27 protein-coding genes and 14 pseudogenes are annotated in these 22,455 nt (G+C 43.7%); 31 read left to right on the top strand and 10 right to left on the bottom strand.

What is annotated here, in order from left to right; genetic code table 11:
* The 3 genes from ABRZ26_RS23975 to ABRZ26_RS23965 form a co-directional block, all read left to right on the top strand.
* A partial coding sequence (locus tag ABRZ26_RS23975; RefSeq protein ID WP_319602909.1) for an IS3 family transposase occupies window positions 1-139 on the top strand: 139 nt, incomplete at its 5' end.
* Window positions 117-575, top strand: a complete 459-nt coding sequence (locus ABRZ26_RS23970) for a colicin D domain-containing protein (protein ID WP_319606565.1) — start codon at window positions 117-119, stop codon at window positions 573-575. The genes ABRZ26_RS23975 and ABRZ26_RS23970, both read left to right, overlap by 23 nt.
* Window positions 565-855 (top strand): colicin immunity domain-containing protein, encoded by a 291-nt coding sequence (locus tag ABRZ26_RS23965; RefSeq protein ID WP_319606564.1) that lies wholly within the window; start codon window positions 565-567, stop codon window positions 853-855. The genes ABRZ26_RS23970 and ABRZ26_RS23965 overlap by 11 nt, the downstream gene beginning before the upstream one ends.
* 61 nt (window positions 856-916) lie before the next feature.
* On the opposite strand, the gene ABRZ26_RS23960 is transcribed toward ABRZ26_RS23965, so the two are convergent.
* Window positions 917-1,255 carry a SymE family type I addiction module toxin gene (locus ABRZ26_RS23960; RefSeq protein ID WP_319606563.1) on the bottom strand — a complete coding sequence of 113 codons (339 nt, stop codon included), beginning with the start codon at window positions 1,253-1,255 and terminating at the stop codon, window positions 917-919.
* A 172-nt stretch (window positions 1,256-1,427) separates the two neighbouring features.
* Here ABRZ26_RS23960 and ABRZ26_RS23955 point away from each other — a divergent pair.
* Window positions 1,428-2,036: pseudogene (locus ABRZ26_RS23955) on the top strand (HNH/endonuclease VII fold putative polymorphic toxin); the annotation flags it as partial.
* A gap of 17 nt (window positions 2,037-2,053) precedes the next feature.
* Complete coding sequence (locus tag ABRZ26_RS23950) at window positions 2,054-2,437, top strand: immunity 50 family protein (protein WP_319606562.1); 384 nt, start codon at window positions 2,054-2,056, stop codon at window positions 2,435-2,437.
* A gap of 44 nt (window positions 2,438-2,481) precedes the next feature.
* On the opposite strand, the gene ABRZ26_RS25170 is transcribed toward ABRZ26_RS23950, so the two are convergent.
* A complete protein-coding gene (locus ABRZ26_RS25170) occupies window positions 2,482-2,715 on the bottom strand; it encodes a SymE family type I addiction module toxin (RefSeq protein ID WP_319611854.1) in 234 nt (77 codons plus the stop codon).
* On the opposite strand from ABRZ26_RS25170, the pseudogene ABRZ26_RS23940 reads away from it, so the two are divergent.
* From ABRZ26_RS23940 to ABRZ26_RS23920, 5 genes and pseudogenes are all read left to right on the top strand, one after another.
* Window positions 2,690-3,567, top strand: a pseudogene (locus tag ABRZ26_RS23940) (RHS repeat-associated core domain-containing protein); the annotation flags it as partial. The gene ABRZ26_RS25170 and the pseudogene ABRZ26_RS23940 sit on opposite strands and share 26 nt — an antisense overlap.
* Before the next feature lie 5 nt (window positions 3,568-3,572).
* Entirely contained in the window at window positions 3,573-4,019 is a 447-nt protein-coding gene (locus ABRZ26_RS23935) for a DUF6386 family protein (RefSeq protein WP_319606561.1), read from the top strand.
* Between the two features lie 74 nt (window positions 4,020-4,093).
* Window positions 4,094-4,330, top strand: a complete 237-nt coding sequence (locus tag ABRZ26_RS23930; RefSeq protein WP_413556442.1) for a hypothetical protein — start codon at window positions 4,094-4,096, stop codon at window positions 4,328-4,330.
* 3 nt (window positions 4,331-4,333) lie between these two features.
* Complete coding sequence (locus ABRZ26_RS23925) at window positions 4,334-5,062, top strand: RHS repeat domain-containing protein (RefSeq protein WP_349830382.1); 729 nt, start codon at window positions 4,334-4,336, stop codon at window positions 5,060-5,062.
* Window positions 5,063-5,071: 9 nt separating this feature from the next.
* Window positions 5,072-5,689: a hypothetical protein gene (locus tag ABRZ26_RS23920; RefSeq protein WP_319606560.1), complete on the top strand. Its 618-nt coding sequence runs from the start codon at window positions 5,072-5,074 to the stop codon at window positions 5,687-5,689.
* A 142-nt stretch (window positions 5,690-5,831) separates the two neighbouring features.
* On the opposite strand, the pseudogene ABRZ26_RS23915 reads toward ABRZ26_RS23920, so the two are convergent.
* Window positions 5,832-6,053 (bottom strand): annotated as a pseudogene (locus ABRZ26_RS23915) (IS3 family transposase); the annotation flags it as partial.
* Between the two features lies 1 nt (window position 6,054).
* Here ABRZ26_RS23915 and ABRZ26_RS23910 point away from each other — a divergent pair.
* A pseudogene (locus ABRZ26_RS23910) lies at window positions 6,055-6,477 on the top strand (RHS repeat-associated core domain-containing protein); the annotation flags it as partial.
* A gap of 275 nt (window positions 6,478-6,752) precedes the next feature.
* Window positions 6,753-7,085: a hypothetical protein gene (locus ABRZ26_RS23905; protein ID WP_319606559.1), complete on the top strand. Its 333-nt coding sequence runs from the start codon at window positions 6,753-6,755 to the stop codon at window positions 7,083-7,085.
* A 141-nt stretch (window positions 7,086-7,226) separates the two neighbouring features.
* Here ABRZ26_RS23905 and ABRZ26_RS23900 read toward each other — a convergent pair.
* A protein-coding gene (locus tag ABRZ26_RS23900) for an IS3 family transposase (RefSeq protein ID WP_319606558.1) occupies window positions 7,227-8,395 on the bottom strand; the annotation gives its coding sequence in 2 pieces (ribosomal slippage) (window positions 7,227-8,146 and window positions 8,146-8,395; 1,170 coding nt in all).
* Between the two features lie 69 nt (window positions 8,396-8,464).
* On the bottom strand, window positions 8,465-8,524 hold the full coding sequence (locus tag ABRZ26_RS23895) for a SymE family type I addiction module toxin (protein WP_413556445.1): 60 nt from the start codon (window positions 8,522-8,524) through the stop codon (window positions 8,465-8,467).
* A gap of 276 nt (window positions 8,525-8,800) precedes the next feature.
* Between ABRZ26_RS23895 and ABRZ26_RS25165 the strand changes: the two are divergent.
* From ABRZ26_RS25165 to ABRZ26_RS23830, 13 genes and pseudogenes are all read left to right on the top strand, one after another.
* Window positions 8,801-8,926 (top strand): annotated as a pseudogene (locus tag ABRZ26_RS25165) (RHS repeat domain-containing protein); the annotation flags it as partial.
* A gap of 60 nt (window positions 8,927-8,986) precedes the next feature.
* A complete protein-coding gene (locus ABRZ26_RS23885; protein ID WP_319606557.1) occupies window positions 8,987-9,343 on the top strand; it encodes an RES family NAD+ phosphorylase in 357 nt (118 codons plus the stop codon).
* 1 nt (window position 9,344) lies between these two features.
* Window positions 9,345-9,626, top strand: coding sequence for a hypothetical protein (locus tag ABRZ26_RS23880; RefSeq protein ID WP_319606556.1), 282 nt, complete (start codon window positions 9,345-9,347; stop codon window positions 9,624-9,626).
* A gap of 548 nt (window positions 9,627-10,174) precedes the next feature.
* A complete protein-coding gene (locus ABRZ26_RS23875) occupies window positions 10,175-10,507 on the top strand; it encodes a hypothetical protein (protein WP_319606555.1) in 333 nt (110 codons plus the stop codon).
* An 81-nt stretch (window positions 10,508-10,588) separates the two neighbouring features.
* A pseudogene (locus tag ABRZ26_RS23870) lies at window positions 10,589-10,828 on the top strand (RHS repeat-associated core domain-containing protein); the annotation flags it as partial.
* Between the two features lie 88 nt (window positions 10,829-10,916).
* The gene (locus tag ABRZ26_RS23865; protein WP_319606554.1) at window positions 10,917-11,216 is read left to right on the top strand and encodes an Imm74 family immunity protein; all 300 of its coding nucleotides are present in this window, start codon (window positions 10,917-10,919) and stop codon (window positions 11,214-11,216) included.
* A 6-nt stretch (window positions 11,217-11,222) separates the two neighbouring features.
* Window positions 11,223-11,669, top strand: a complete 447-nt coding sequence (locus tag ABRZ26_RS23860) for a hypothetical protein (protein ID WP_319606553.1) — start codon at window positions 11,223-11,225, stop codon at window positions 11,667-11,669.
* A 511-nt stretch (window positions 11,670-12,180) separates the two neighbouring features.
* A pseudogene (tssI, locus tag ABRZ26_RS23855) lies at window positions 12,181-13,095 on the top strand (type VI secretion system tip protein TssI/VgrG); the annotation flags it as partial.
* Between the two features lie 48 nt (window positions 13,096-13,143).
* On the top strand, window positions 13,144-13,677 hold the full coding sequence (locus ABRZ26_RS23850; protein ID WP_319606552.1) for a hypothetical protein: 534 nt from the start codon (window positions 13,144-13,146) through the stop codon (window positions 13,675-13,677).
* Window positions 13,678-13,699: 22 nt separating this feature from the next.
* Window positions 13,700-14,200, top strand: coding sequence for a hypothetical protein (locus tag ABRZ26_RS23845; protein WP_319606551.1), 501 nt, complete (start codon window positions 13,700-13,702; stop codon window positions 14,198-14,200).
* A gap of 290 nt (window positions 14,201-14,490) precedes the next feature.
* Window positions 14,491-14,784 (top strand): annotated as a pseudogene (locus ABRZ26_RS23840) (type VI secretion system tip protein VgrG); the annotation flags it as partial.
* 67 nt (window positions 14,785-14,851) lie between these two features.
* Complete coding sequence (locus ABRZ26_RS23835) at window positions 14,852-15,304, top strand: glycoside hydrolase family 73 protein (protein ID WP_319606550.1); 453 nt, start codon at window positions 14,852-14,854, stop codon at window positions 15,302-15,304.
* Between the two features lie 26 nt (window positions 15,305-15,330).
* Window positions 15,331-15,765, top strand: a complete 435-nt coding sequence (locus tag ABRZ26_RS23830) for a hypothetical protein (RefSeq protein WP_319606549.1) — start codon at window positions 15,331-15,333, stop codon at window positions 15,763-15,765.
* A gap of 17 nt (window positions 15,766-15,782) precedes the next feature.
* Here ABRZ26_RS23830 and ABRZ26_RS23825 read toward each other — a convergent pair whose 3' ends face one another.
* Window positions 15,783-15,947 carry a hypothetical protein gene (locus tag ABRZ26_RS23825; RefSeq protein ID WP_319606548.1) on the bottom strand — a complete coding sequence of 55 codons (165 nt, stop codon included), beginning with the start codon at window positions 15,945-15,947 and terminating at the stop codon, window positions 15,783-15,785.
* Between the two features lie 498 nt (window positions 15,948-16,445).
* Window positions 16,446-16,652, bottom strand: a pseudogene (locus ABRZ26_RS25160) (IS3 family transposase); the annotation flags it as partial.
* Between the two features lie 132 nt (window positions 16,653-16,784).
* On the opposite strand from ABRZ26_RS25160, the gene ABRZ26_RS23820 reads away from it, so the two are divergent.
* Entirely contained in the window at window positions 16,785-17,066 is a 282-nt protein-coding gene (locus tag ABRZ26_RS23820) for a hypothetical protein (protein ID WP_319606547.1), read from the top strand.
* Here the strand turns inward: ABRZ26_RS23820 and ABRZ26_RS23815 are convergent.
* Window positions 17,063-17,583: pseudogene (locus ABRZ26_RS23815) on the bottom strand (IS1 family transposase). The gene ABRZ26_RS23820 and the pseudogene ABRZ26_RS23815 overlap by 4 nt on opposite strands.
* A gap of 665 nt (window positions 17,584-18,248) precedes the next feature.
* Between ABRZ26_RS23815 and tri1 the strand changes: the two are divergent.
* The 3 genes and pseudogenes from tri1 to ABRZ26_RS23795 all read left to right on the top strand — a co-directional run bounded on the left by tri1 (window position 18,249) and on the right by ABRZ26_RS23795 (window position 20,561).
* Window positions 18,249-19,349 (top strand): ADP-ribosylarginine hydrolase Tri1, encoded by a 1,101-nt coding sequence (tri1, locus tag ABRZ26_RS23810; protein WP_413556443.1) that lies wholly within the window; start codon window positions 18,249-18,251, stop codon window positions 19,347-19,349.
* 262 nt (window positions 19,350-19,611) lie between these two features.
* Window positions 19,612-20,106, top strand: a pseudogene (locus ABRZ26_RS23800) (glycohydrolase toxin TNT-related protein); the annotation flags it as partial.
* 101 nt (window positions 20,107-20,207) lie between these two features.
* Complete coding sequence (locus ABRZ26_RS23795; protein WP_319606544.1) at window positions 20,208-20,561, top strand: hypothetical protein; 354 nt, start codon at window positions 20,208-20,210, stop codon at window positions 20,559-20,561.
* A 41-nt stretch (window positions 20,562-20,602) separates the two neighbouring features.
* Here the strand turns inward: ABRZ26_RS23795 and ABRZ26_RS23790 are convergent.
* A pseudogene (locus ABRZ26_RS23790) lies at window positions 20,603-20,776 on the bottom strand (transposase); the annotation flags it as partial.
* Between ABRZ26_RS23790 and ABRZ26_RS23785 the strand changes: the two are divergent.
* Together ABRZ26_RS23785 and ABRZ26_RS23780 are read left to right on the top strand one after the other, a co-directional pair.
* Window positions 20,738-21,622 (top strand): annotated as a pseudogene (locus tag ABRZ26_RS23785) (RHS repeat-associated core domain-containing protein); the annotation flags it as partial. The pseudogenes ABRZ26_RS23790 and ABRZ26_RS23785 sit on opposite strands and share 39 nt — an antisense overlap.
* A 17-nt stretch (window positions 21,623-21,639) precedes the next feature.
* Window positions 21,640-22,245, top strand: coding sequence for a hypothetical protein (locus tag ABRZ26_RS23780; RefSeq protein ID WP_319606543.1), 606 nt, complete (start codon window positions 21,640-21,642; stop codon window positions 22,243-22,245).
* A gap of 98 nt (window positions 22,246-22,343) precedes the next feature.
* Here the strand turns inward: ABRZ26_RS23780 and ABRZ26_RS23775 are convergent.
* A pseudogene (locus ABRZ26_RS23775) lies at window positions 22,344-22,455 on the bottom strand (IS5/IS1182 family transposase); the annotation flags it as partial.

Raw genomic sequence — 22,455 nt, 5'->3', positions numbered from 1 at the left:
CGGTGAGAGGTTCAACACGCGGGAGGAGATGAAATCGGCGGTATTCGAGTATATCGAGATAGACTACAATCGGCACCGACGGCATAGTGCCAACGGCGGGCTAAGCCCGGTGCAATTTGAGGAAAGAAACCTCGCTTAAGGCAGTGTCCACCGTCGCTGGGCAAGATCAGATTTCTGTTCTTGATCCGATAAGGCTACTTGGTGGATTAAACAACTACGCTTATGCGCTGAATCCGCTTACGTGGGTTGATCCGCTGGGGTTGGCTGGGTGCTCAGTTATTTTTTCTCAGAAGCAGCTACAGAAGAAGTTTAAACATGCTATAGATTTTGGAGTTTCTGGAAATGTTAATAAGCAAGGTTTAGAGTTATTTGAAAATGCTATTAGACGACATATTAAAATGCCAACAACCACATCAATAACCGGTAAGTATCGCTGGAAAGATGATGAGATCCATTATTTTAATCCTGAAACAAAAATTAATTTCATGACGGATATTAATGGCAATTTTATATCTGGATGGAAATTGTCTGATCGGCAACTTGCTGATTTATTGGAGTTAGGTAATGTGTATTAGCAATAGTGCGTCTGAATTATTTGATTTAATAGAAAGTTATCTCAGGCAGGATTTGGTTGCATCTGAATTAGAGGCTAAATATCTAACACTTTGGAGACAACATAGAGATAGCAATATTATTCTTAGCGAAGAAAATCAAAGATATATTGACTCTGTATTCACGGCTTTGGATAGCTATTGTCCTGATCCCGATTTAAGAGATAAATATGACCTTGATGATAAATCTTTATTCATGGAAATACAGAAATTGAATAATGCATGGAAAATGATTAAAGAATAATAAAACTGAGTCGCAAAGGCCGGAAATGATCCTACGATCCTTCCGGATTTTTTATTATCGATCAGTCACTCCCCATTATCCCCGCCAGATCCAGTCCGCCGGGAAAGCGGTTGAGCCAGTCAGCGGCGGCACGTTCATCAAACGGTTCCCGGCTTAATTCTTCCAGACAGCGCCACCGCTCCCGAATATCCTGCACAGTAATGACAATGCAGCCCGGCATCACGCGCAGCTTGAGTGGCTGCCCGGTGCTGAACCCAGCTTCCTGTAGCCACTTGCCGCTGATATTGATAGCGGGCACGGAGGTGTCGCCCCTGTTGGGCCGGTAGCCGACACGCTGATAGCGCTCCGGCTGAGAGATTTTAAAAACGGGGGTATCTGGCGTAGAATGCGCGTCAGCCATAGTCAACTTTCTCGTCGGCGGGTGGTAGCCCCCTCTGGAGGGCCACCCCGAATACCGCCGCGCGGAGTACCGCTACAACGCGCTGGGCCGGCGCACGCACAAAATCCTGCGCCGTCACGGCGAGGCCGGCCCGATGCGGAGGTCATCACCTTCCTGTGGAGCGGAATGCGGCTGGGGCGAAACTGAATATGAAAGCCACCCCGGCCGGCTGAACGGCCCGCAAAATCTGCGATTTCAGGGACAGTATCTTGACCGGGAAACCGGGTTGCATTATAACCTGTTCAGGTGCTACGACCCGCAGTGCGGGCGGTTTACCCTGCCGGATCCGATAGGGCTGGCGGGTGGATTGAAACTCTACGCTTACGTCAAAAACCCATTTACATGGGTCGATCCGTTAGGACTGGCAGGATGTAGTGCTCAATTTAAATCGCGAAATGAAGCGTTAAGAGCAGCCAAAATAGATGCTGGTATACCTATGAACCAACAGCCAGATCGTGTCTTTAATGTAAAAAATCAAAGAATGCAGCAATATGATCAGGTCATGATGACGGATAAATACGGCGAACCAGTATTAGACCCCTCAACAAAGAAACCAATATGGATACGGGAATATCACTATACAAGACCTGATGGTTCAAAGGTTATTATTCAAGATCATTCTTCAGGTCACCAATATGGTCAAGGTGGCATTGGTGATCAAGGGCCACATATAAATATAAGACCTTCGGATAACACAAGAACGGGAAGTGTTTCAGGAACTTATGATCACTATAGTTATTGAAAGTATAGAGGTGAAGAATGTATTGGACTGAATTGCCTTGTAATGAGTTAATGATACGTGTTTTTTCTAAACCACCTGAGGTTGGTTATATTGATTTGTTTGATATAGAAATTAAACGTGATGGTCCAACTATCATTATTAGCTTTGATCTTATAGATGTCTTACCCGATAAACCTCCTATAAAATGGGGTAAGGAGTTCAACCGGTGCAGGGTTGGTCTTTACTGTCTTGGTGTGTCAGAAGTGATTATTTCTGGAATATCAAAGAATATGAAAGCAGAAATAAGTTTTGATATACATAAAAGTGGTAGTAAGATAAAGATTACTGGTGATGATTTTAATATTACTTTTAAATGTTCGCATATTAATCTTACTGGACCTTCGGTTTATTTGAGCAAGTAAGTTAATGCCCGGGAAAATATCTCTTATCTTCCCGGTCATTATATTTAACTCAATATATCCTGCTTAATCTGACTGAGCACGCCTTTAACCTGCGCCAGTTGCTCCCGCAGCGCCTGCTCGTGCGGGTTATCAGGTATCAACACAATACAATCCCCCGCAATTTTTACCGTTAAGCCGGTGCCGGTATTAAATCCCGCCTCTCTCAGCCATTTACCGCTTAATTTAATTGCCGGGGTGTCTTTACCGTTGGATATGCAGGAGGTGCGGGACAACGACACGCGCAGGAGCTGGTGTTATGATCCGGCCAGCCCGGGAGTCCTCTGGTGTCCCTTGAGCAGGCCGGGGCGAATGCGCAGGCGGATATTTACTGGCTGCATACCGACCTGAACAGCGCGCCGCTGGAGGTGACGGACGCCGGGGGCCGGCTGTGCTGGTCGGGGCAGTACGACACCCTGGGTAAGGTGAAAGGCCAGACGGTGGACGGGGCCGCGAAACGCCAGGGATTGGCTTACGATCAACCCCTGCGTTATACCGGGCAATATCAGGATAACGAGAGCGGGTTGCACTATAATCTGTTTCGTTACTATGATCCGCAGGTAGGGCGGTTTACTACGCAGGATCCGATAGGTTTGATGGGGTGCTTAAACCAGTACAGTTACGCACCTAACCCGTTGAGCTGGGTTGATCCGCTGGGGTTGACGAAGTGTTCAACTGGTACATCATTAACGGTTAATAAGCCCAAGATTTTGAGAAACCAAAACTTAACGAGTGCTGAAAGAGATTATCTCGAAAGGCAGTTCATGAAGAAACAAAACGCTCTAACCCGTGCAGCCCAGCGCGGAGAGTTGATTTGGTCACCAGGTACTCATGATGTAAGGATATCTTCAGTACAAAGCTCTTACAGACAAGCAGTATCTGCGCGATACGAAAGAATTTTTGGTAAGTCTCCGGATTTGACGAAGTTAAATGCTGATCACCCTGTAGATTTAATTATTGGTGGTTCACCAACTCATAGATTACAAATGCTTAACGAATCTATAAATAAAAGTGTTGGTAGCTCTTTGAAAAACGCAGGTAGAAAAGCTGGTCTTCAGTCGGGTGACACATTCAGCGAAATAATATTCCAGTAGAGGTGATGATGATTAAAAAATTTTCATTTACAACGGACACTGCGACGTTGTCTATTTTTGATTTAGCTTCTCTTAAGCATAGGATTAGTGATGATCCAGATTGGTGGAGTATCCCTGAAGATGAACTTGATGAAATTAATAAAGGAAATATATTATTTTTAAACCTCGGCGAAGATGGTGATTATACTGTAGAGATCCATGATGATATAAAAGGAAATTATAGTACCTTATCGCTGAAGGTGCCGTCAGGAAAAATATATATTGGTGCTGGAGAAGATACCAGTGGTGGTGGTCTTGAACCTGATGGTTCCGATTACATGTCAGGTGTTTTTTTAGATCTGGCGCCTGGAGATTATGATATTAGTTTCAAAAAAGATGATGATAAAATAATATTGTCACTAAGAATTGGCGAAAACAGTACAAACGATATTAAAGAGTTAATCAGACTGTAATGTAAATAAGAATAAAACAAAGCTGGAAGCGATCCCAAGCGCCTTCTGGCTATCAGTACGACCGCTTCGGCCGCATGACCGCCCTGCTCAACCCCAACCGCGATCGCTGGCAGTTCGATTATGACAACGGCGATCGCCTGCTGGCGCAAACCGACTATGCCGGGCGCCGCACGCAGAAGGTCCTCTACCCGCACCACGGCACGCCGGAAACCGTGACGTTCCACTGGAATGGCCTGCGAATGATGGGTGAACAGAGCAGCCTGCGCCCGAAGCATGCCACCCGCTATATCTACCATGAAGACAGTTGGTAACCGCTGGCACGCGTCGACAGCGTAGGCGAAAGCAGCGAGGTCTACTGGTACCATACCGAACTGAACGGTCTGCCGGAGCGCATGACAGACGAGCACGGCAACCTGGTATGGCAAGGACAGTTTTCCACTTGGGGTGAAATCCGCAGCGAAAGCACCCCGCTAGCGTTGGAAACCCCGCAAAACCTGCGTTATCAGGGGCAATACCTTGACCGGAAAACCGGGTTGCATTATAACCTGTTCAGGTACTACGACCCACAGTGCGGTAGATTTACTCAGCCGGACCCGATAGGGCTGATGGGTGGGCTGAATCTTTATCAGTATGCGACGAATGCTTTGGATTGGGTTGATCCGTGGGGGTTAAGTTGCTCGACGGATGCAAAAATACTAGGTGATAATTTAGGTAATAGACCAACGGTAAATTACCGCGCCCATCATATGGTTATGTCTAATTCTAAAGATGTACGTATGCGCTGGTTAAGAAGGAAAATGGATAATTGGGGTCTTGATATTAATGATGCAAAAAATGGAGTTTGGTTGCCGAAAAACTCAAACTCTAGACTACCTAATACAAAAGCCACTGCTCATGGTGGTGAGGGTGTTCATGGAAATGCTTATAAACAGCATGTTTGGGAAACATTAAAAGGTGTCAAAACCAAAGAGGATTTTGAAACAGGATTGGCCTCAATTAAAACCGCACTTGAAAATGGAATAACCTTCCCTATGGCGCAATGAGTGAGAAACATGAAAAAATATTTAAATGATATATTCAATGAATATAGGGGAAAATATCCTGAACTTAAGGTTTGGTTAAGGGATAATGCTGTAGAGCGACTATGGGGAGTGGGAGTAATGCCAGCTTACTCTTTAGAGCCATATAGTTGTGAATTACAGGGGTGCCAGCCTGGTAAAATGCTTATTAAAAAAGAATCTTCCCCAGCAGTTAATAGACAAAACTATTTCTTGGATGTTAACAATAATATCATTAGTGAATTAAGGTACTCCAAGTTTATGGAGAGGAAAAAGAAATGGATTGTGTACAGAAAATTTTATCTTAGAAAAAATAATGAAATAATTGGATTGATATTTGGAAGTGTTCTAGAGAATAAGGATGATGCAAGCCTAAATAATGTCATATTAGTGAAGTTAGATAGCAATAAAATAACCAGCTCTTATCTTTATTCATATGATGATAAATTTTCGGAAAAAAAATACCTTTACAGAGATAATGTAATTACGAATATAGAGCATCGTATGTGGCTAGATACATATATTGAACATTATTATACTATCGAAATTAAACCAACATTCCGAATTACTGAAAACACTCCGGAAGGCACCATTATGATATATCCGGAGTAATTAATTTTATCTGTGAAAAAGGCGGAAAGATCTCACTATCTTTCCGCCTTTTCAACTGCTACCGGGGCGAAAGCCTCGCCTCAGCCAGTGCCTACTCATAGCATCATTGATCTGATCCTACCCACGTAATGTGGACACCGCCCTAAGCGAGGTTCTGGTTTTCAAATTGTTCCGGGCTGAGACCGCCGCAGGCACTGTGACGGCGCCAGCGATTGTAATCACACTCGATATAATTAAACACTGTGCTTCGCATTATTTCACGGCTTGCGAAGTGTTCACCGTGGATGCATTCCACCTTCAGTGAGGGAAAGAAGCTTTCTGCACAGGCATTATCATAACAGCACTCTTTTGCACTCATACTGCCTGCCGATCAGGGCAACTATGAGCCGCTGGCGCGTATTGACGGCATAGCGCATGCACAGGTGTTTTATTTTCATAATGCGCCCAACGGCGAACCGGAAAGCCTGACGGACAGCGACGGCACCGTGCGCTGGCAAGGCCACAGCAGCGCCTGGGGCAAGTTAAGCTATGGGGAAAACCAGCAGACGTTGGATTATTCTCAAAACCTGCGCCTGCAGGGCCAATACCTGGATCGCGAAACCGGACTGCACTACAATCTGTTCCGTTACTACGATCCGGATATCGGCAGATTTACCCAGCATGATCCAATAGGACTGGCGGGGGGAATTAACCTTTATCAGTATGCGCCGAATGCGTTAACTTGGATCGATCCGTTAGGGTTGGCGAAGTGTTCAACTGAAAAAAATCGTGTTCGTCATTATACAAATAGGAAGGGTTCTGATGCGATCGAGGAAAGCGGCGTAATAAGAGATCATGATAATAATCGTGTTTATGTAGAGCCTGCAAAAAAATAAGCCTCTGAGTTCAGTCTAAGCAGAAACCAAATATCAAATAGGTCGTGGCCGTGGTCGAGATTATATAGAGACAGATGTGCCAACAGATTCTTTAGAGTGGGTGAGGAACCCTCGTTATCATATAGATGAGTTGACAGTTAAGGGCGATGTTAAACTAGATGACCCTAAAATATTTAGAAGGAAGTAATTTGAATTTACTAAAAAACAACAAGGAAATATCTCTATCGGGAGAAGAAGCAATCAATATTCTGATTGAAGTGGAGTATATGCTCATCTCGTTAAGGGATATTGCCCGTCATTATTATGACAACCCTGATGGGGAAATTAATGCTGAAAATAGAGCATTGTATTGTGAAGAAACCACAAAATTTATTGATGAAAACGAGATTACCAAAAGGCTAGCTAAGATAAGAGGAACGATCACTGAAAAATTTAATCTTGAACTAGGGGATGATGATATGGATGATATTGAAAGAGCGATGGAAAATATAACCTATTGGAAGCCAAATGATTTAAAGTAGCCTACTGAAAATAAAAAGCTGGAAGCGTTCTAAACGATCCTTCCGGCTATTTTTTACCTGCTGTTTAGTGCAACGATCAGAGATTAATCTCCGTCTCAATCATCAGTCTTCCTCACTCAACGGTAACGGTGATTGTAGTGGTCAACAAAAACTGGCCACCGCGTTAGAGTTTTTCCAGTATCGGTTTTCCGATTCGTTTGGTGGTAACCCACCATTATATTCGTGCGGTCTTAGTGCACTGTAATATCCAACGATATAGTCCGTTATGGCGTGAGCTGCATCGCTGAAGCTTACGTAACCCGTCACCGGCACCCATTCGTTCTTCAGACTCCTGAAGAAGCGCTCCATTGGGCTGTTATCCCAGCAGTTTCCGCGCCGGCTCATACTCTGTCTGATCCTGTATCGCCACAGTAACTGCCGGAACTGCCTGCTTGTATAATGACTACCCTGGTCGCTGTGGAACATCACCCCGACGGACTTACCGCGAGCTTCCCATGCCATTTCCAGCGCTTTCATGGTGAGTCTGCTGTCCGGCGAGAACGACATTGCCCAACCCACTGGTTTTCTTGCGAACAGGTCGAGAACAACGGCGAGGTACGCCCAGCGTTTACCTGTCCAGATATAGGTCACATCACCGCACCACACCTGGTTGGGCTCCGTTACGGCGAACTGTCGCTCAAGATGGTTCGGGATAGCAACGTGCTCATGACCGCCACGTTTATACCGGTGAGTCGGCTGCTGGCAACTGACCAGTCCCATCTCTTTCATGAGCCTGCCAGCAAGCCAGCGCCCCATCTGGTAGCCTCTCTGGGTTGCCATTGTGGCGATGCTTCTTGCTCCGGCCGAACCGTGGCTGATGCCATGCAGCTCAAGTACCTGACTGCGTAATATAGCCCGTCTGCCGTCTGGCTTTTCAGGACGGTTTTTCCAGTATTTGTAGCTGCTGCGATGAACCCCGAACACATGGCAGAGTGTGGCCACAGGATAACGCGCCCTGAGTTTCCCGATTATCGAGAACTGTTCAGGGAGTCTGACATCAAGAGCGCGGTAGCCTTTTTTAATATTTCGTTTTCCATTTCAATACGTTGCATCTTCTTCCTGAGCTCACGTATTTCGATTTGTTCCGGCGTTATCGGGGAAGCTTTTGGCGTTTTGCCCTGACGCTCATCACGCAGTTGTTTGACCCATTTCGTCATCGTGGAAAGACCTACATCCATAGCCTTAGCGGCATCAGAGACGGTGTAGTTTTGATCGACAACCAGCTGAGCAGATTCGCGTTTGAATTCAGGACTAAAATTTCTTCTTTTCATTGGAGCACCTGTGTTGTTCTGAGGTGAGCATATCACCTCTGTTCAGGTGGCCAAATTCAGTAAACCACTTCAGATCGGCATCCCGGCCATAAAACCTGACTCTTCGAGCCAGCGGCCCTTGAGGTTGATAGCGGACGGGAACGGGTCGGCTCTGCCGTTTTACTCGCCTCATTCTGAGGCTCGCCCTGTGGGCCAGTTAAAACTGTTCAAACCTGTTTGCAACAGGTTTGTGCGGGGCATATCCCACCGTGTAGTAACGTTATGTTTTAGCTGCTTTATTTACCACGTCGTCTGACTTAGAATGCGTCTTAGCCATAGTCAACTTTTTCGGCTGCGGGCGGTAGCATGCGCGATTTCTTGAACTATGACGGCAAGATAAAGGTAATTTACAACCGTAACCGGTAGTATGATCCGAAAGTCGGATAGATTATTGCGCCTGATCCAATAGGGCTGGCGGGGGGATTAAATACCTACGCTTATGCGCCGAATCCTCTTATGTGGATCGATCCGCTGGGGTTGATGAAGTGTTCTAATCCGCCAAAAGGTAGGAAGGTTAATCGGACTGTCTACAGATTTGAAGAGCCAGACAGGATGAGTACAACATGGACAGTACATAAATGGAATGTAGGGGCAACAGGAACAGGTTTGGGTGGTGTGTATGGCGCAAACTTTCGGAAAACAGTTCTTGCTGAAGTTAATGCATGGAAAGTTGATTTATCTACTCGTGAGCTAACCAGCAAAAAAGTGCAGCTCAATAATGTCTCGGATCTGACACGTTCAAATGTCAGGGATCAACTCGGTGTATTCTTAAAAGATATTACTGGAAGTGAATATGATGTTACTCATCAGATTGGAGCATGGGCTAAGTCTCAAGGATATGACGGGATATTAGCTCCTTCAGCACGAAATCTCACTGGTTCAAATTTGATTGCTTTCTTCGGATTTTAATATGCATAGACTAGAAAGGTATTATTCTGGTGACGCTGACTGGAATGACTTTGTAAAGCTCTACGCTGAGGATTATCTAGATGAAAATGCACGTATTTTATCTAGTAAACTCAATGGCTCCCTTGACTTAGCAATCGTTATTTACGGAAAAAGAGGGATAAAAGAAGGAGAATGGTGGATAGAACAGGAAGTACCTATGCTTGACAACATCAGACCCTTAGACTGTCTTGATGATCCCGAGTTACTCAGGCGCCTTCGGGAGTGTTTAATGCGAATGCCATAAAGAAATATGCCGGTAGCGTAAGCAATTTCTTACACTATGACGACGTTATGAAGGTTACTTACTATAAGTAACCGGTAGTACGACCCTAATATCGGATGGAGTGTTGCACTTGGTCCGATAGGGCTTAGGTGGTCTTAACCTTTATGCGTATGTCAAAAATCCACTCACTTGGATTGACCCTCTGGGGCTCGCAGGTTGCCATTTTGATCAAAAACCGAGACGGTGGCGTGATAGCGAAACAGTTCGTTTCACTCGGCGTCCTACTGACCCTTCTGAATTAGTGAATAATGGCAGAATAAACCATGCAGATATAGAAGCGTGGGCCAACCAAAATGGGGTGCCTAATACATAGGGAAATGATCCATGGAGCAAATCCGGCAGCAGCAGCTAAATTCCCAACATCAAATGCCGCGCAAGGTCCAACGGCCAGCATTAGAAATATCTCTACAAAAGAGGTGGTTAGAACGGATGGTTCATGGGGAACGTTCAAGTCTGATCCAAATGGTGCTCACATTCCTCTTGATGGTTCTCCATTCTAAGGAGATGAAATGAAAATCAGTGAGATAAAGTCAAGACTCTCTGATATGCCAACAATAATGAATATATCAGATGAATTATTTTTAATAAAAATGTTAATGCAGGTTGAAAAGAATGATCTGATCGAAAATAAAAAGATATTTTTTAATCTTATAGAATCATTAGAATTATCTCATATGGATAATGGATTTATGGAAGTGACAAAAGACAATGAAAGATATTTTTTGGACTTTTATAAATGGTTAATTAAATTAAATAGTGATTATGATTTGAATATAAAAACTAATACTATAGAAGTTTTTAATCTAACCAGTGATGAAGTTAATAATCTGATGAATAAATAGATAAAAACCGGAAGCGATCGGCACCAATTAAGCGAGGCGGAAACGCAACGCAACAACATGCGACAGCGCGCGACTTACGGCTACGACGCTTTCGGGCGGCGGGTGGAGGAAAGACGCGAGACGCCGGTACACCAGCCGCTGCGCTATCAGGGGCAGTATTTTGATGCGGAAACCGGGTTGCACTATAACCTGTTTCGCTACTATGATGCGGATGCGGGGAGGTTTGTTAGTCAGGATCCGATAGGGCTGGAAGGTGGTATTAACCTCTATGCTTGCGGTCCGAATCCACTCAGTTGGATCGACCCTCTCGGTCTGAAATGCATCCAGAAGAATATTCCATTTTTATTTCCTTACGGGGATTAACTCAAAAATCCGCTTGCTAATAACGGGATGATAACTGAGGATTAAAATGAAAATAATCGGAACGAATTCTTATATCATCCTGGATGATGACGGTAAAAAAATTAAGGTAGAAGGAGAAATGGTGATCGGTGAATTTATAGTCAATGTTAAGTCCATGAAAAATTTTGAACCACCGTATGAAAAAGAAGAGTTAACGGAGGAGGTAAAAAAAGAATATATAGATAAAACAATACAAAAACAGCAGGAACATATATGGAAATCAAGTTTGAATGATCTTTATTCTTTAATCAAAAGAGACCCTGCTCTGCCAGGACATTGTCAACCAACAAAACTGCATGGAAACTAAAACATTATGGCATGGCTGGGATTTATCACTTTCTGGGCAATTACATTAGTCTATATCTGGAATGGAAAAGACAATTTTAATAAAAGAGAATGGTTACATTTTATGTTAAAACTCTTTAGAATATTTATAGTTACTGCTGCATTCAGTCTGGTGTTAAAAAGCATTCTGACTGTATGGCCAGTCATATCCCTACCCACTGCAAAATATGTAACGCTTATCCTCTCAACGTCTCTTCTAGCTGTATGGGCAATGAAGTTCCTCGTGGTAATGCTTTGCACCATGTTCAGCAGAATGCTGGACTTCCATCAGCAGCATAATACCGCTGAAAATTATGCAAAATTATCATCCCTTTCAAACAATTTTGGCCCGGCGCTTTTGATACTTGCAAAATGTTTTGTCTCCGCGGGGAGCATACTGATTTTTTACGGCATATGGCTGGGTACAACTTACTAAGTTTACGGGATTTTTATGGACGTTAATAATAGCTATGATTTTCCGGTGACGTCAGTATTTACTCAAGATAAGAGAGTCTGGTTTGTAAGCATGTATCCATACTTACGTCGCCAAGTTTTTTTCACCCGGCCTTTTCGTGGTCAGCTAACGTTGGCCACAGTATCTGACCCATCAAGCCTGTTTACCATTTATTAAACATAAAAAACACAAGGAAATCTGGATTTTCCTAATTTCTTTTTCAATGTGTTGTATCAACCAAGTAGAACGCCGACATTCTCCACTTACATGGATTGAACACTATGCTCAACCGTATCACCGCACAGTTGCCCGTGGAGGGCCTGCTTTTCTGGAAGCTCGACGGCAACGAAGCGTTGTCCGAATCCTTTTCTTTTGCCCTCCCCCTCCTCGGCACCGACGCCCGTATCGACCGCAGCCAGTTGCTCGGCCAGCCCGTTACCTTCACTCTGCCCACCCAGCCCCTGCTCGCCAACCGCTACCTCACGGCAAGGTCACCCTCTGGCCGCGCACCTACGGGCCGCAGACGGCAAAAGTGGTGGGGCCCGAAGGCGAATCCATCTGGACCGACAAATACGGCCGGGTCAAGGTCAAATTCCACTGGGACCGGCTGGCCAAGGGCGACGACACCAGCGCCTGCTGGGTGCGGGTCTCCAGCGCCTGGGCGGGCCAGGGATTTGGCGGCGTACAGATACCGCGCGTCGGCAATGAAGTGGTGACTGACTTTATCAACGGCGACCCCGACCGCCCGATTATCACCGGCCGCGTCTATAACGAAGCCAGCATGCCGCCGTGGGCGCTGCCGGCCGCCGCTACGCAGATGGGCTTTATGAGCCGTTCGAAAGACGGCTCGCTGGACAACGCCAACGCCCTGCGCTTTGAGGACAAGGCTGGCGAAGAATAGGTGTGGCTGCATGCCGAGCGGAATATGGACGTGAGCGTGAAAAATGACGCTACCCGCTCCATCGGCAGCAACCACAGCCATTACGTGCGCAAAAACGAGTGCCACCGCGTGGAAGCCAATCAGTTGCAGGCGGTAAAAGGCGGCACGGAAACTCTCACCGGCCAAGGGAAGCTTGACGCGGTGGTGCTGGCCTCCGGCACCATGCGGATGCTGGTGTGCGGCAAAAGCGCCATCGAACTTCAGGCGAGCAAACAGATCAATCTGGTGGGCACCGGCTTTAACCTGTATGTGGAAGGCGACGGCCATATCTCCACCAGCAGCGGCAAGCTGCATCTGAATACGTCCGGCGCACAACCGGGAACTTCCGCACCGGGACCGGATCATAAGTCGAATATCAATGCGGCGGTGGAGGCGCACTTCTCGCCGGAAAAGGAGAATAATAAAGGCGCCGCCGCACCAGCGGTCAGGCAACAGGCGCAGAGTGGGAAAAAGGCAAAGCCAGCCTAAACAAGCGCATCAGCGCAAACCAAGACTAGAATCATTGATGATAATATCTTGAAATATATAGTGAAACCTGAAGGCATTGAAAAAGAACAAGCCAATCGTCCTGAAGTTTATGGTTTTAGAAAAGGAAATGGCCCTGCTTATGGCGAAATTCTTGCAGCAAGAAATACGTATGGAGTAAGAAGCGAGCAAGAATTCGCGGTCGTAAAAAAATACATGAGCGAAAGCGCAAGCAACGCGGGAGCGCTTAACTTTACCGATCCAGGAAAGCAAGCGGCCGTAATGTCCCTTGCTCATATGCGTGGTGTGGGTGGCGCGCAAGCCATCTTAAATTCCATGGAATCTGGAAATATTGTAAAATCAGCTAAACTTACACCACAAGCAATTAACTATATTGAATCTATGGATGCTAAGGATTTTCAGGAGTCGCTAAAAGAAGCCCGAGTTGCATATGATATAAAAATATATGGAGATTCAAGTACCAGCAAGGGAGGAAAAACATATAACTGGTGGGATCATTATGGTGATGGCTTACAGAAAAGACATGCCAAAGAAGCAAAAGAGTTTTTAAAACTATCTAATTGAGTTATAGGATGGCTAGCAAGTTATGAAAAAATTTATTTATGCTATTTTATTTTTCTTCCTCACGTGCAACACATCAATTTTCGCGCAGGAAATTGATGAATTATCAAAATACGACACGTTAGATGAAGTTTCAAAAATATCAGAAAATAGTGAAATTCAAACTCTATTAAAAAACTTACTTAAAGAAGATTACAATGCTTTTATATCTAACTTTGATTTTTATGGGGAACCCCATAAATTGACAGATCACGGCTTATTTGTTGAAGGATGGTTGAAAGATCTTTATTTATATAATGCTTCTGCATTTGTGATTTATCCCGATGGTAGACTATATACTGCATGGGTAACCCCACGTAACGAAACAATTCAATATCGAACTAATGTTGCTAGTTCTGAAGCCATTCAAAATAATATCAAGAATTGGGCATCAAGATTTGAGGATATGAGTTTTGTAAAAAAAATAGAAATCAAACCTCCCCCCTCGAACACGTTTCATATTTTGAAACAGATAAGCACCTGGTAAAAATATCACCAGATTGCAATAACAATATTTACACTTGTAATAGTTTTACATATGAAGGGAAAAGAAAATCAGATGGTTCAACATTGAATTTATCAGGAATTTCCATAAGAGAAAACTGTAATAATAATTCTGAAATTTTAAGCTATAGATTTGAAAACAAAGAAACAAAATACTTGCTAAGTAAAATAGACAACAGCTTAATGATAATATCTAACAATAAAATTATTTTGCATGCAAAAGGAATATGGTCTCAGCAATAAAAGTTTATCTATCTGAAAATTAGTGAATAGAATGACGCTACCCGCTCCATCGGCAGCAACCACAGCCATTACGTGCGCAAAAACGAGCGCCACCGCGTGGAAGCCAATCAGTTACAGGCGGTAAAAGGCGGCACGGAAATTCTCACCGGCCAAGGGAAACTTGACGCGGTGGTGGAAAAGTACGAACTGGCCTCCGGCACCATGCTGCGGCTGGTGTGCGGCAAAAGCGCCATCGAACTTCAGGCGGGCGGACAGATCAATCTGGTGGGTACCGGCTTTAACCTGTTTGTGGAAGGCGACGGCCATATCTCCACCAGCGGTCAAGCAACAGGCGCAGAGTGGGAAAAAGTCTGCTGGCCCCAAAACCAAATCCTCCACTGCCGATAAGAAAATGACACTTTCAAAACCTCGACCTGCACATATTCAGAAATTTATTGGTTCTAATTTAGAAGCTGCAAAAAAGGTAAATCAGGACTGGGGGATTCCTGTTTCTGTAACATTGGCGCAATCTGCTCAAGAAACAGGATGGGGACAACATGTAAAAAACAACGCCTGGCTTGGGATTAAAGGAAAATCCACTTCGGAAACTAGTGTGTCATTTAAAACATCAGAAGTAATAAATGGCAAAAGGATATCAATCACCGATAGTTTTCGTTCATACAATGATTTCGCTGAATCCACAGATGATTATGGGCGTTTTTTAAAAACCAACCCGCGATATAAAGCAGCATTTGATTCCGTTGATAGCCCTAATGATTTTATCGATAAAATTGCCAAAACAGGATATGCTACAGATCCTAACTATGCAAAAATTCCGAAAAAATCATCACTTCTCAAAACTTAACAGAATTCGATTAAAGGCGATGAAATATGTTATGTAAGATTAAATTTACCGTATTGACATGCATTATGTTTTTGAGTATTAACACGCTGAGTTACAGCGCTATTGCCGAATCTGAGTCGCCTATAGGCATACATGCATCAGAAAAAACACAAGACATTGAAAATAAATCTATTTTATCTGTAAATAGAGCCATTCGTGATAATAAGCTAACAACATTACGAGACCACTGCCTAGCTTATGATTACGATGAAACATCAGATAATGAATATTATATTGTTACTGTCAGGGAAAATAAACGCTATGCAATTTGCGGAGGAGACCCTAACACATCAATAACTTTATTTAGATTTAAAATCAGCAGAGATGATTTTTCTCTATATACCGACGCTGGCGCAGAAGATGGGAGCTTTCATCCCATAAATAATAATTTTTATAGAGCAACTGATTTTCCAAGAAAGTAATCTATCGGGATAGTCAATCAGTTGCAGGCGGTAAAAGGCGGCACGGAAATTCTCACCGACCAAGGGAAGCTTGACGCGGTGGTGCTGGCCTCCGGCACCACAATGCGCCGCAGGTTCACGTCAGCTTCCGCTATGACTCGCTGGAGCGGCGCATCAGCAAGACCCGCTGGCAGACGCAGCACGGGGAGCCGCAGGGAAAACCAGTCACCCCCCGTTTTATCTGGGAGGGCTTCCGGCTGTTGCAGGAAATCCGGGGCGGCCTACCGCTGACGTATTGTGCGGCCCCGTCACGGGTTGACGTAATAAAAACAGGTAATGCCAGCGGTACGGCGTGTTGTTATGATGCGGGACGTGCAGACAGGAAAAGTCACGGTGCGGCGGTAGCGTGTACGGGCCAAAAGTGCGCGTCGGGGCCTGTGGGTTAAGATGCGGTTAATACTGTAAAAAACGTTCTTTAAAAAGCTATCTATATCAGAGAGCTAGACGCGTTAAAAAAGATGACGGTGCAGGGATCGTCCCTATGACCCGATAGGGCTGACGGGGGGTTGAACCCGTACGCTTATGCGCCGAATCCGCTCAGTTGGATCGTTCCGTAGGGTTGCCGAAATGTATGGTAGTTGGTGAATCAGGGTACCACGTTCTTGCAGTAAGAAAGTCCAAAGGAAGGCTCTTTGTAGGGGTCAACAAAAACTGACCACAGCTTTAGAGTTTTTCAAGAAAAATTGTTCTGATTCATTCGGCGTCAAACTGCCATTATATTGATGGAGGCTGAGTTGGCTATAATATCCCGTGGTGTAATTCGTTATCGCGCTTATAGCTTCGTTAGAATTTACGAATCAACAATCCATTATGCATTCCATTTTAAGGCTTCGGAAGAACCAGCAATTTTCCACCGACTCAGGTTTTACTTTACCGAATATCTTCACAGTAACGGCCTGAAATTTATTCTGGTATAATGGCCACACCTTCTGCCCGTAAGCCGACGGGTACAAACTTAATATCATTTTGACGGTTTTAATATGGGATTAGAATTGGATTACATTGGTGATAATGCATGGAATGACCTTGTCAAATCCTTTAATGAGGTATATTCCAATGCAGATGTGGATATTTTAACAGAAAAAATGAACGGTGCATGCGACATGGCTATCGTTATAAATGGGAAAATAGGTTTAAAAGGAGGGCTTGAATGGATGAAGCGAAAAGCAAAAATGCTTGAAAATATTCGTCCTTTAGATTGCCTAAATGATCCCGAGTTAATTAAACGACTCCGTCAATATTTAATAGAATTACCATGCTAAAATATTTTATTAGAAATTTTGTCATACCGAAACAGGTAATGCGTCCAATTAGTAGAACATGAATTTTCGATGAAGATGCCAATGACCTTTTCGTGTAGTTCTACAGAGCGTGAGAAGCAGAGAGTTCGCCGGGCGAGCCTTTTATTCGGGTTCTCAGCGTCAGGTTGTTACGTTCAATGCGCTGAGTAAATATTTTGCCGGTCAGATGGTTCTCCTTCGGCACCTCTCTGGCATAACTGCCCCAGTCATCTCTCGTTATCATACCGATTTTCAGGGTTCTGGCTGTATCACGAACGCCAGCGCCGTTGAAGGCCATATCGACGATTTGCTCTTTGACTCCCGGCTTTCGCGCTTCATAGCGGTAGGTAAGCTGAAACACGCGATGGCAATCACGACAGCGGAATCTGTCGTGTCCCTTAGGGGTCTGAACATGGCGATAAACCTAAGCGGACTGACAACGGGGCAACGAACATGAACACTGGCCATTCGAGAATCTCAAAAAGCGAGCATTATACATCAGATTCAACTAATTAGAGGCACCGCCCTGAACCAGTATGCGCCGAACATTTTATATTGATGGCGCATTAATGTAAGTTAAAGGTTCCTTATAACAGGATATAGTTTATATGGGGATTAATATATCGAAACTTCATGAAGGCTTCAAATTGGAAGTTGAAAATCCAGGTTCTTCGGATGAAGAAATAAAAAAATGCGAGATTTTTTCTCAGAAAAAGATATTCCTGAAGAGTACATTTTTTATATCTCAAGTTTCAGAAGCTAAAATTTTAGTACAAAGCGAGTCATATATTAGAATATGGGCGCTGAAGGATGTATTGAGATGAATGAATCTTACCATATTCAAAAATATATTCCTGATGCAATAGCCATAGGTGATGACTAAGGGGGTCAGGTAATATTTTATGCAACAGAAGGTGATGGTTATGGTCTATATAAAGTATGATTCAGAAATCTTGATATTGAGGATACTGTTTTCATCTCTAATAGTCTTTATGATTTAATAATGAAAGGTAATGGTGCTGATGATTTAATTTCATAGATGACTCGTATTAGATATTTATCAACTCATATCATTTAGTACGGTCTGACACTGATATGTTTTTTTAGTATGTCTGGTTATGTTCGACCAGAGTCCACACCATACACGCTATCTAGTTGGAGGTTATTTTGTTAGATTTGCATACAGATGTTTCCTCTTTAAAAAATTTTATTCATGAGAATTACCCATACGTAATACCTGATGGTTATCATCAGGCTTTTCAGGAAGAATGTGGTCTGCACCTGGATTATAATCGGTGGCTTAGCGAACCGTCCGATTTACCAGACTGGCTACATTCCGTCGGGCCGCAGCTGAGTGAAGAAAAATTACTGGACAGAGCGAAAGGCTCTCTTGTCGGCCTTGCGGCAGGTGATGCAGTTGGCACCACGCTTGAGTTTTTACCTCGCGACCAAAAATACGTCGATGATATGACTGGCGGTGGTCCATTCCAACTTAAAGCGGGGGAATGGACAGATGATACGTCTATGGCGCTTTGCCTGGCCGAAACTTACGTATACTGCCATGATCTAAACGTGACCGATTTTAGAAATCGTTTAGTGAACTGGTATCACTATGGTACAAACAGTTCGAATGGCATTTGTTTTGATATCGGCAATGCAACTCGTCACGCGCTGGACGCTTACCTGCAACATGGGGATGAGTGGTTCGGTAATAATGATGCGCACACAGCTGGAAACGCGGCAATAATACGTCTGGCTCCTGCTGCTATTTTTCATCGTCATTCTTTACTACATACCCTGGCACAATCTGAATTACAAGGTAAGGCCACTCATGGAGCGATAGAGTCTATGGACTGCTGCCGTCTGCTGGGAATGATACTGCATCATTTACTTAATGGCGCGGAAAAATCTGAGGCCCTGGCAACAAAAACTTGCCCTTTGAATGCCAGAACAGCGCTAATTAATGCGGGAATTTACAAAAATAAAACCCGGGAACATATTCGCTCTAGCGGATATGTGATTGACACGCTTGAAGCAGCGTTGTGGGCTGTTTGGAATACATCGAATTTTCATGATGCTATTTTATTGGCTGCAAATCTGGCTGACGATGCCGATAGCGTCGCAGCCACGGCTGGACAAATTGCAGGGGCTCTGTATGGCTACTCTGGAATCCCGAAAGTATGGCGGGATAGACTGGTTGAGGAAGAACGTATTTCCGGGTTAGCTGAACAACTATGGGATGATTCCAAACCCTATAAAAAATAACATTAATTCTGGACTTCCCGTGTAACCCATTATGGAAGCTTGAACCTTTGAGATTAATTAATTAGCGACCTATTATTTCCCTCATGCGGGTAATGCAAAAGAAATCACAATAACCAGAGCGAGAGCCAGGGCTATTGAGAGGGATATGTGACTTAATAAAGATTCATTATCAGGAGGGTTTAAAGTTTGAAGAATAACTGGCGTCAAGGAACTTGAACCTCGTAGTCCTTTAGGTGGAAATGATTTCTTTAAAGGCCCTGAGTACGATCCCGAGGATGGGCAGATTGCTTATCCTGATCCGATTGGGCTACTTGGTGGATTAAACCTTTACCAGTATGCGCCGAATGCGCTGACTTGGATCGACCCGTTGGGGTTGTCATGTAAGAACAGTTGGAATGATTTCCAGGCAAAATCAAATAAACGGCAGTTTGCTTCCAGAACTGAAGCAGCCAAGGCATACGCTTTATGGAAAAAGCAAGATTGGGACGCGTTAGAGAAATTCATGGGAAATGGTGCTTGGCCGCCTAATCGTGGTTTTGTTATTTCAACTAAAAAAACTCTCATGCCTGAAACTAAGGTGAATCGTTATGGTGGGTGGACTGATGGAAGTGGTTTCCGTGATACAGGGACTTTCTTGTCACCAGCAGGATCCTCGTTTGAAGGGCGAGCCCTTCCAAATCATACGTTAGAAAAACCACTATCTACTTATGAAGTATTGAAACCTTATAAGGTTGCAGTTGGACCGGCTATACCGTGATTTGGGAAAACAGGGATTGGTACGCAATATGAAACACATGACTTTATTGAAGACCTTATAAGAGATGGAGTATTGAAAAAATTATGAGAAAATGTAATATAATGAAAAATCTCATAAAAAAACCTATATTATTGCATGATGGTATTGAGAATGATTTTATCCATAAAAAAAACTTTATTGATTGTCCGTATTGTGGCCGTCAGGTAGTTTTCACGGTTTTCAATTCTAAGCGATTTGATCTGGAGGACGAGTCATTTAAAAAAGAGGTTGCAAGTCATATTAAAGGCGTAAAAGAAAATGCGATAAAGTCTGGGTATTATAATTATAAAGGAGAAGCGATATGCTTTTTTGAAAGTAAATGTCCTCTCCATAAGCATAACGTTTTAATATTCTTTACATTTTCCGAGATCCAACCTGCAAGATATATATCTTACCTTATAGGTGTTTTTGGCTAAATAACTTCATATATTACCGCTCTACTTTAAACCAGACCATGTTAATTACCGGAAAATGGCGAGGCGGCATTCATAAATTGATTTACCTGTTCCAGTAATTGCCACATGTACCGACACTGATGATTTCGCGTTATCGTTCCGTGTGACGACAGCCACAACCGCTCTATCGGATTCAGCCACGGCGAGTAAGTCGGCAGAAACAGCAACCGGAACTTCTAGGGCAACCACAGGGAAGTACTGTCACCACCCGCTTTATCTGGGAGGGCTTCCGGCTGTAGCAGGAAATCCAGGACCAGGTTCCGCTAACGTATGTGTATACCGACCCGGGCAGCTACGAGCCGCTGGCGCGCATCGACGGCGTCGCCTCCCCCGAAATCTTCTGGTTCCACTGCCAGCCCAATGGCACGCCGGAGCGGCTGACGGATGCCGAAGGGCGGCTACGCTGGGAGTGCCAAAACGGCGCCTGGGGAAAACTGCTACGCGAAACCTCGCTTCAGGGGCCCGGCTTCGCCCAAAATCTGCGCATGCAGGGCCAGTATCTGGACCGGGAAATCGGACTGCACTATAATCTGTTCCGTTACTACGATCCGGACAGCGGGCGGTTTACGACGCAGGATCCGATAGAGCTGGCGGGTGGGCTGAATCTTTATCAGTATGCACCGGATGCTTTGGGTTGGGTTGATCCGTGGAGGTTAAGTTGTTCCAGTGATGCTAAGGCTCTCAGGGTAAATATGGTTGCTGCTGGTAAAGTAGAGCCTAATTTCAAAAACTCTGCGCACCATATCATTATGTCGAATTCTACAGATTCACGAATGGTTACACTACAGAATAAAATGAAAACTCTGGGAATTGATATCAATACTGCTAAAAATGGAATATTTTTGCCTTCGAATAGTAAAGTTCAACTTCCAGCTGGAAATACTTTACCTAATCATGCAAGTATCCATACAAACGCTTATAAGCAGAAAAAATTTGATCGTTTGAAGTCAATAAACAATAGTGACGACTTCTTGAAAGAACTAAAAAAAATAAATTCAGAAATAGCCAATGGTGTTTTCTGATTTTTGGAGGAGATATTATGATTGAGTTATCCCAGATTGAGAAAAGATATAATGAAGTAAGCTCCAATCATGAAAAATACTTGTCTGAATATACATCTATTATATTATCAAACTCTAATAAATCTGTGATAAGCAAAGGTGCTTTATATAACCTTCGCCCTTATGAGATGGAGAGAGCAGGATTTAAAAAAGGCAGAAAGCTCAATAAACTACCATCAGCTATAAAAAACACACATGTTTATTATTTTGACAAGTCAGGGCGTATTATATTAATTGAAACATATGGGATGTCTGAAAAAATAATCAATAGAGAGTTTTGTATTTATGGCGACAGTCATTTGGAACGCCTGTATTTTACAAGCTCAGGGCAATTGAGAAACATATCTGCATCTCTCTTCGTAGACTCAATAATAAAAAAAGATATAAATTGGGGAATGTATGGGTGTAGTATATCTGATTATATATATAACGAGGCTATTCTTGAGAAAATAACCGTGTATCAGAAAGAACATAAAGACTCGTCATTCTCAGAGTTTGATGTTATTTTTAAATATAAAAATAATGAGTTAGAAAGTATCACAAATGTTTTCCCTAACGGTTATCAAGAACAGCGATTCCCATAATTAGAAAGATAAAAACCGGGGTGAATATAATTCTTCCCGGTTTTTATTATTTAACTCTCGCTCAGCACATCTAAATACGTGATCCTAGGCTGTGTCCCTTAATTGCATAACTTCTTGTAAAAGAGTCGGATGCAGCCCAGTTTCACCATCGACAGATAATTTCTCGCCGTTTTGTCGTAGCGTGTAGCAATACGCCGGTACTCTTTTAAC

Origin of the sequence: Brenneria sp. L4-2C (assembly GCF_040240335.1) — a bacterium.
GTDB lineage: Bacteria > Pseudomonadota > Gammaproteobacteria > Enterobacterales > Enterobacteriaceae > Brenneria.
This window is presented reverse-complemented; position numbering and strand designations above follow the sequence as displayed.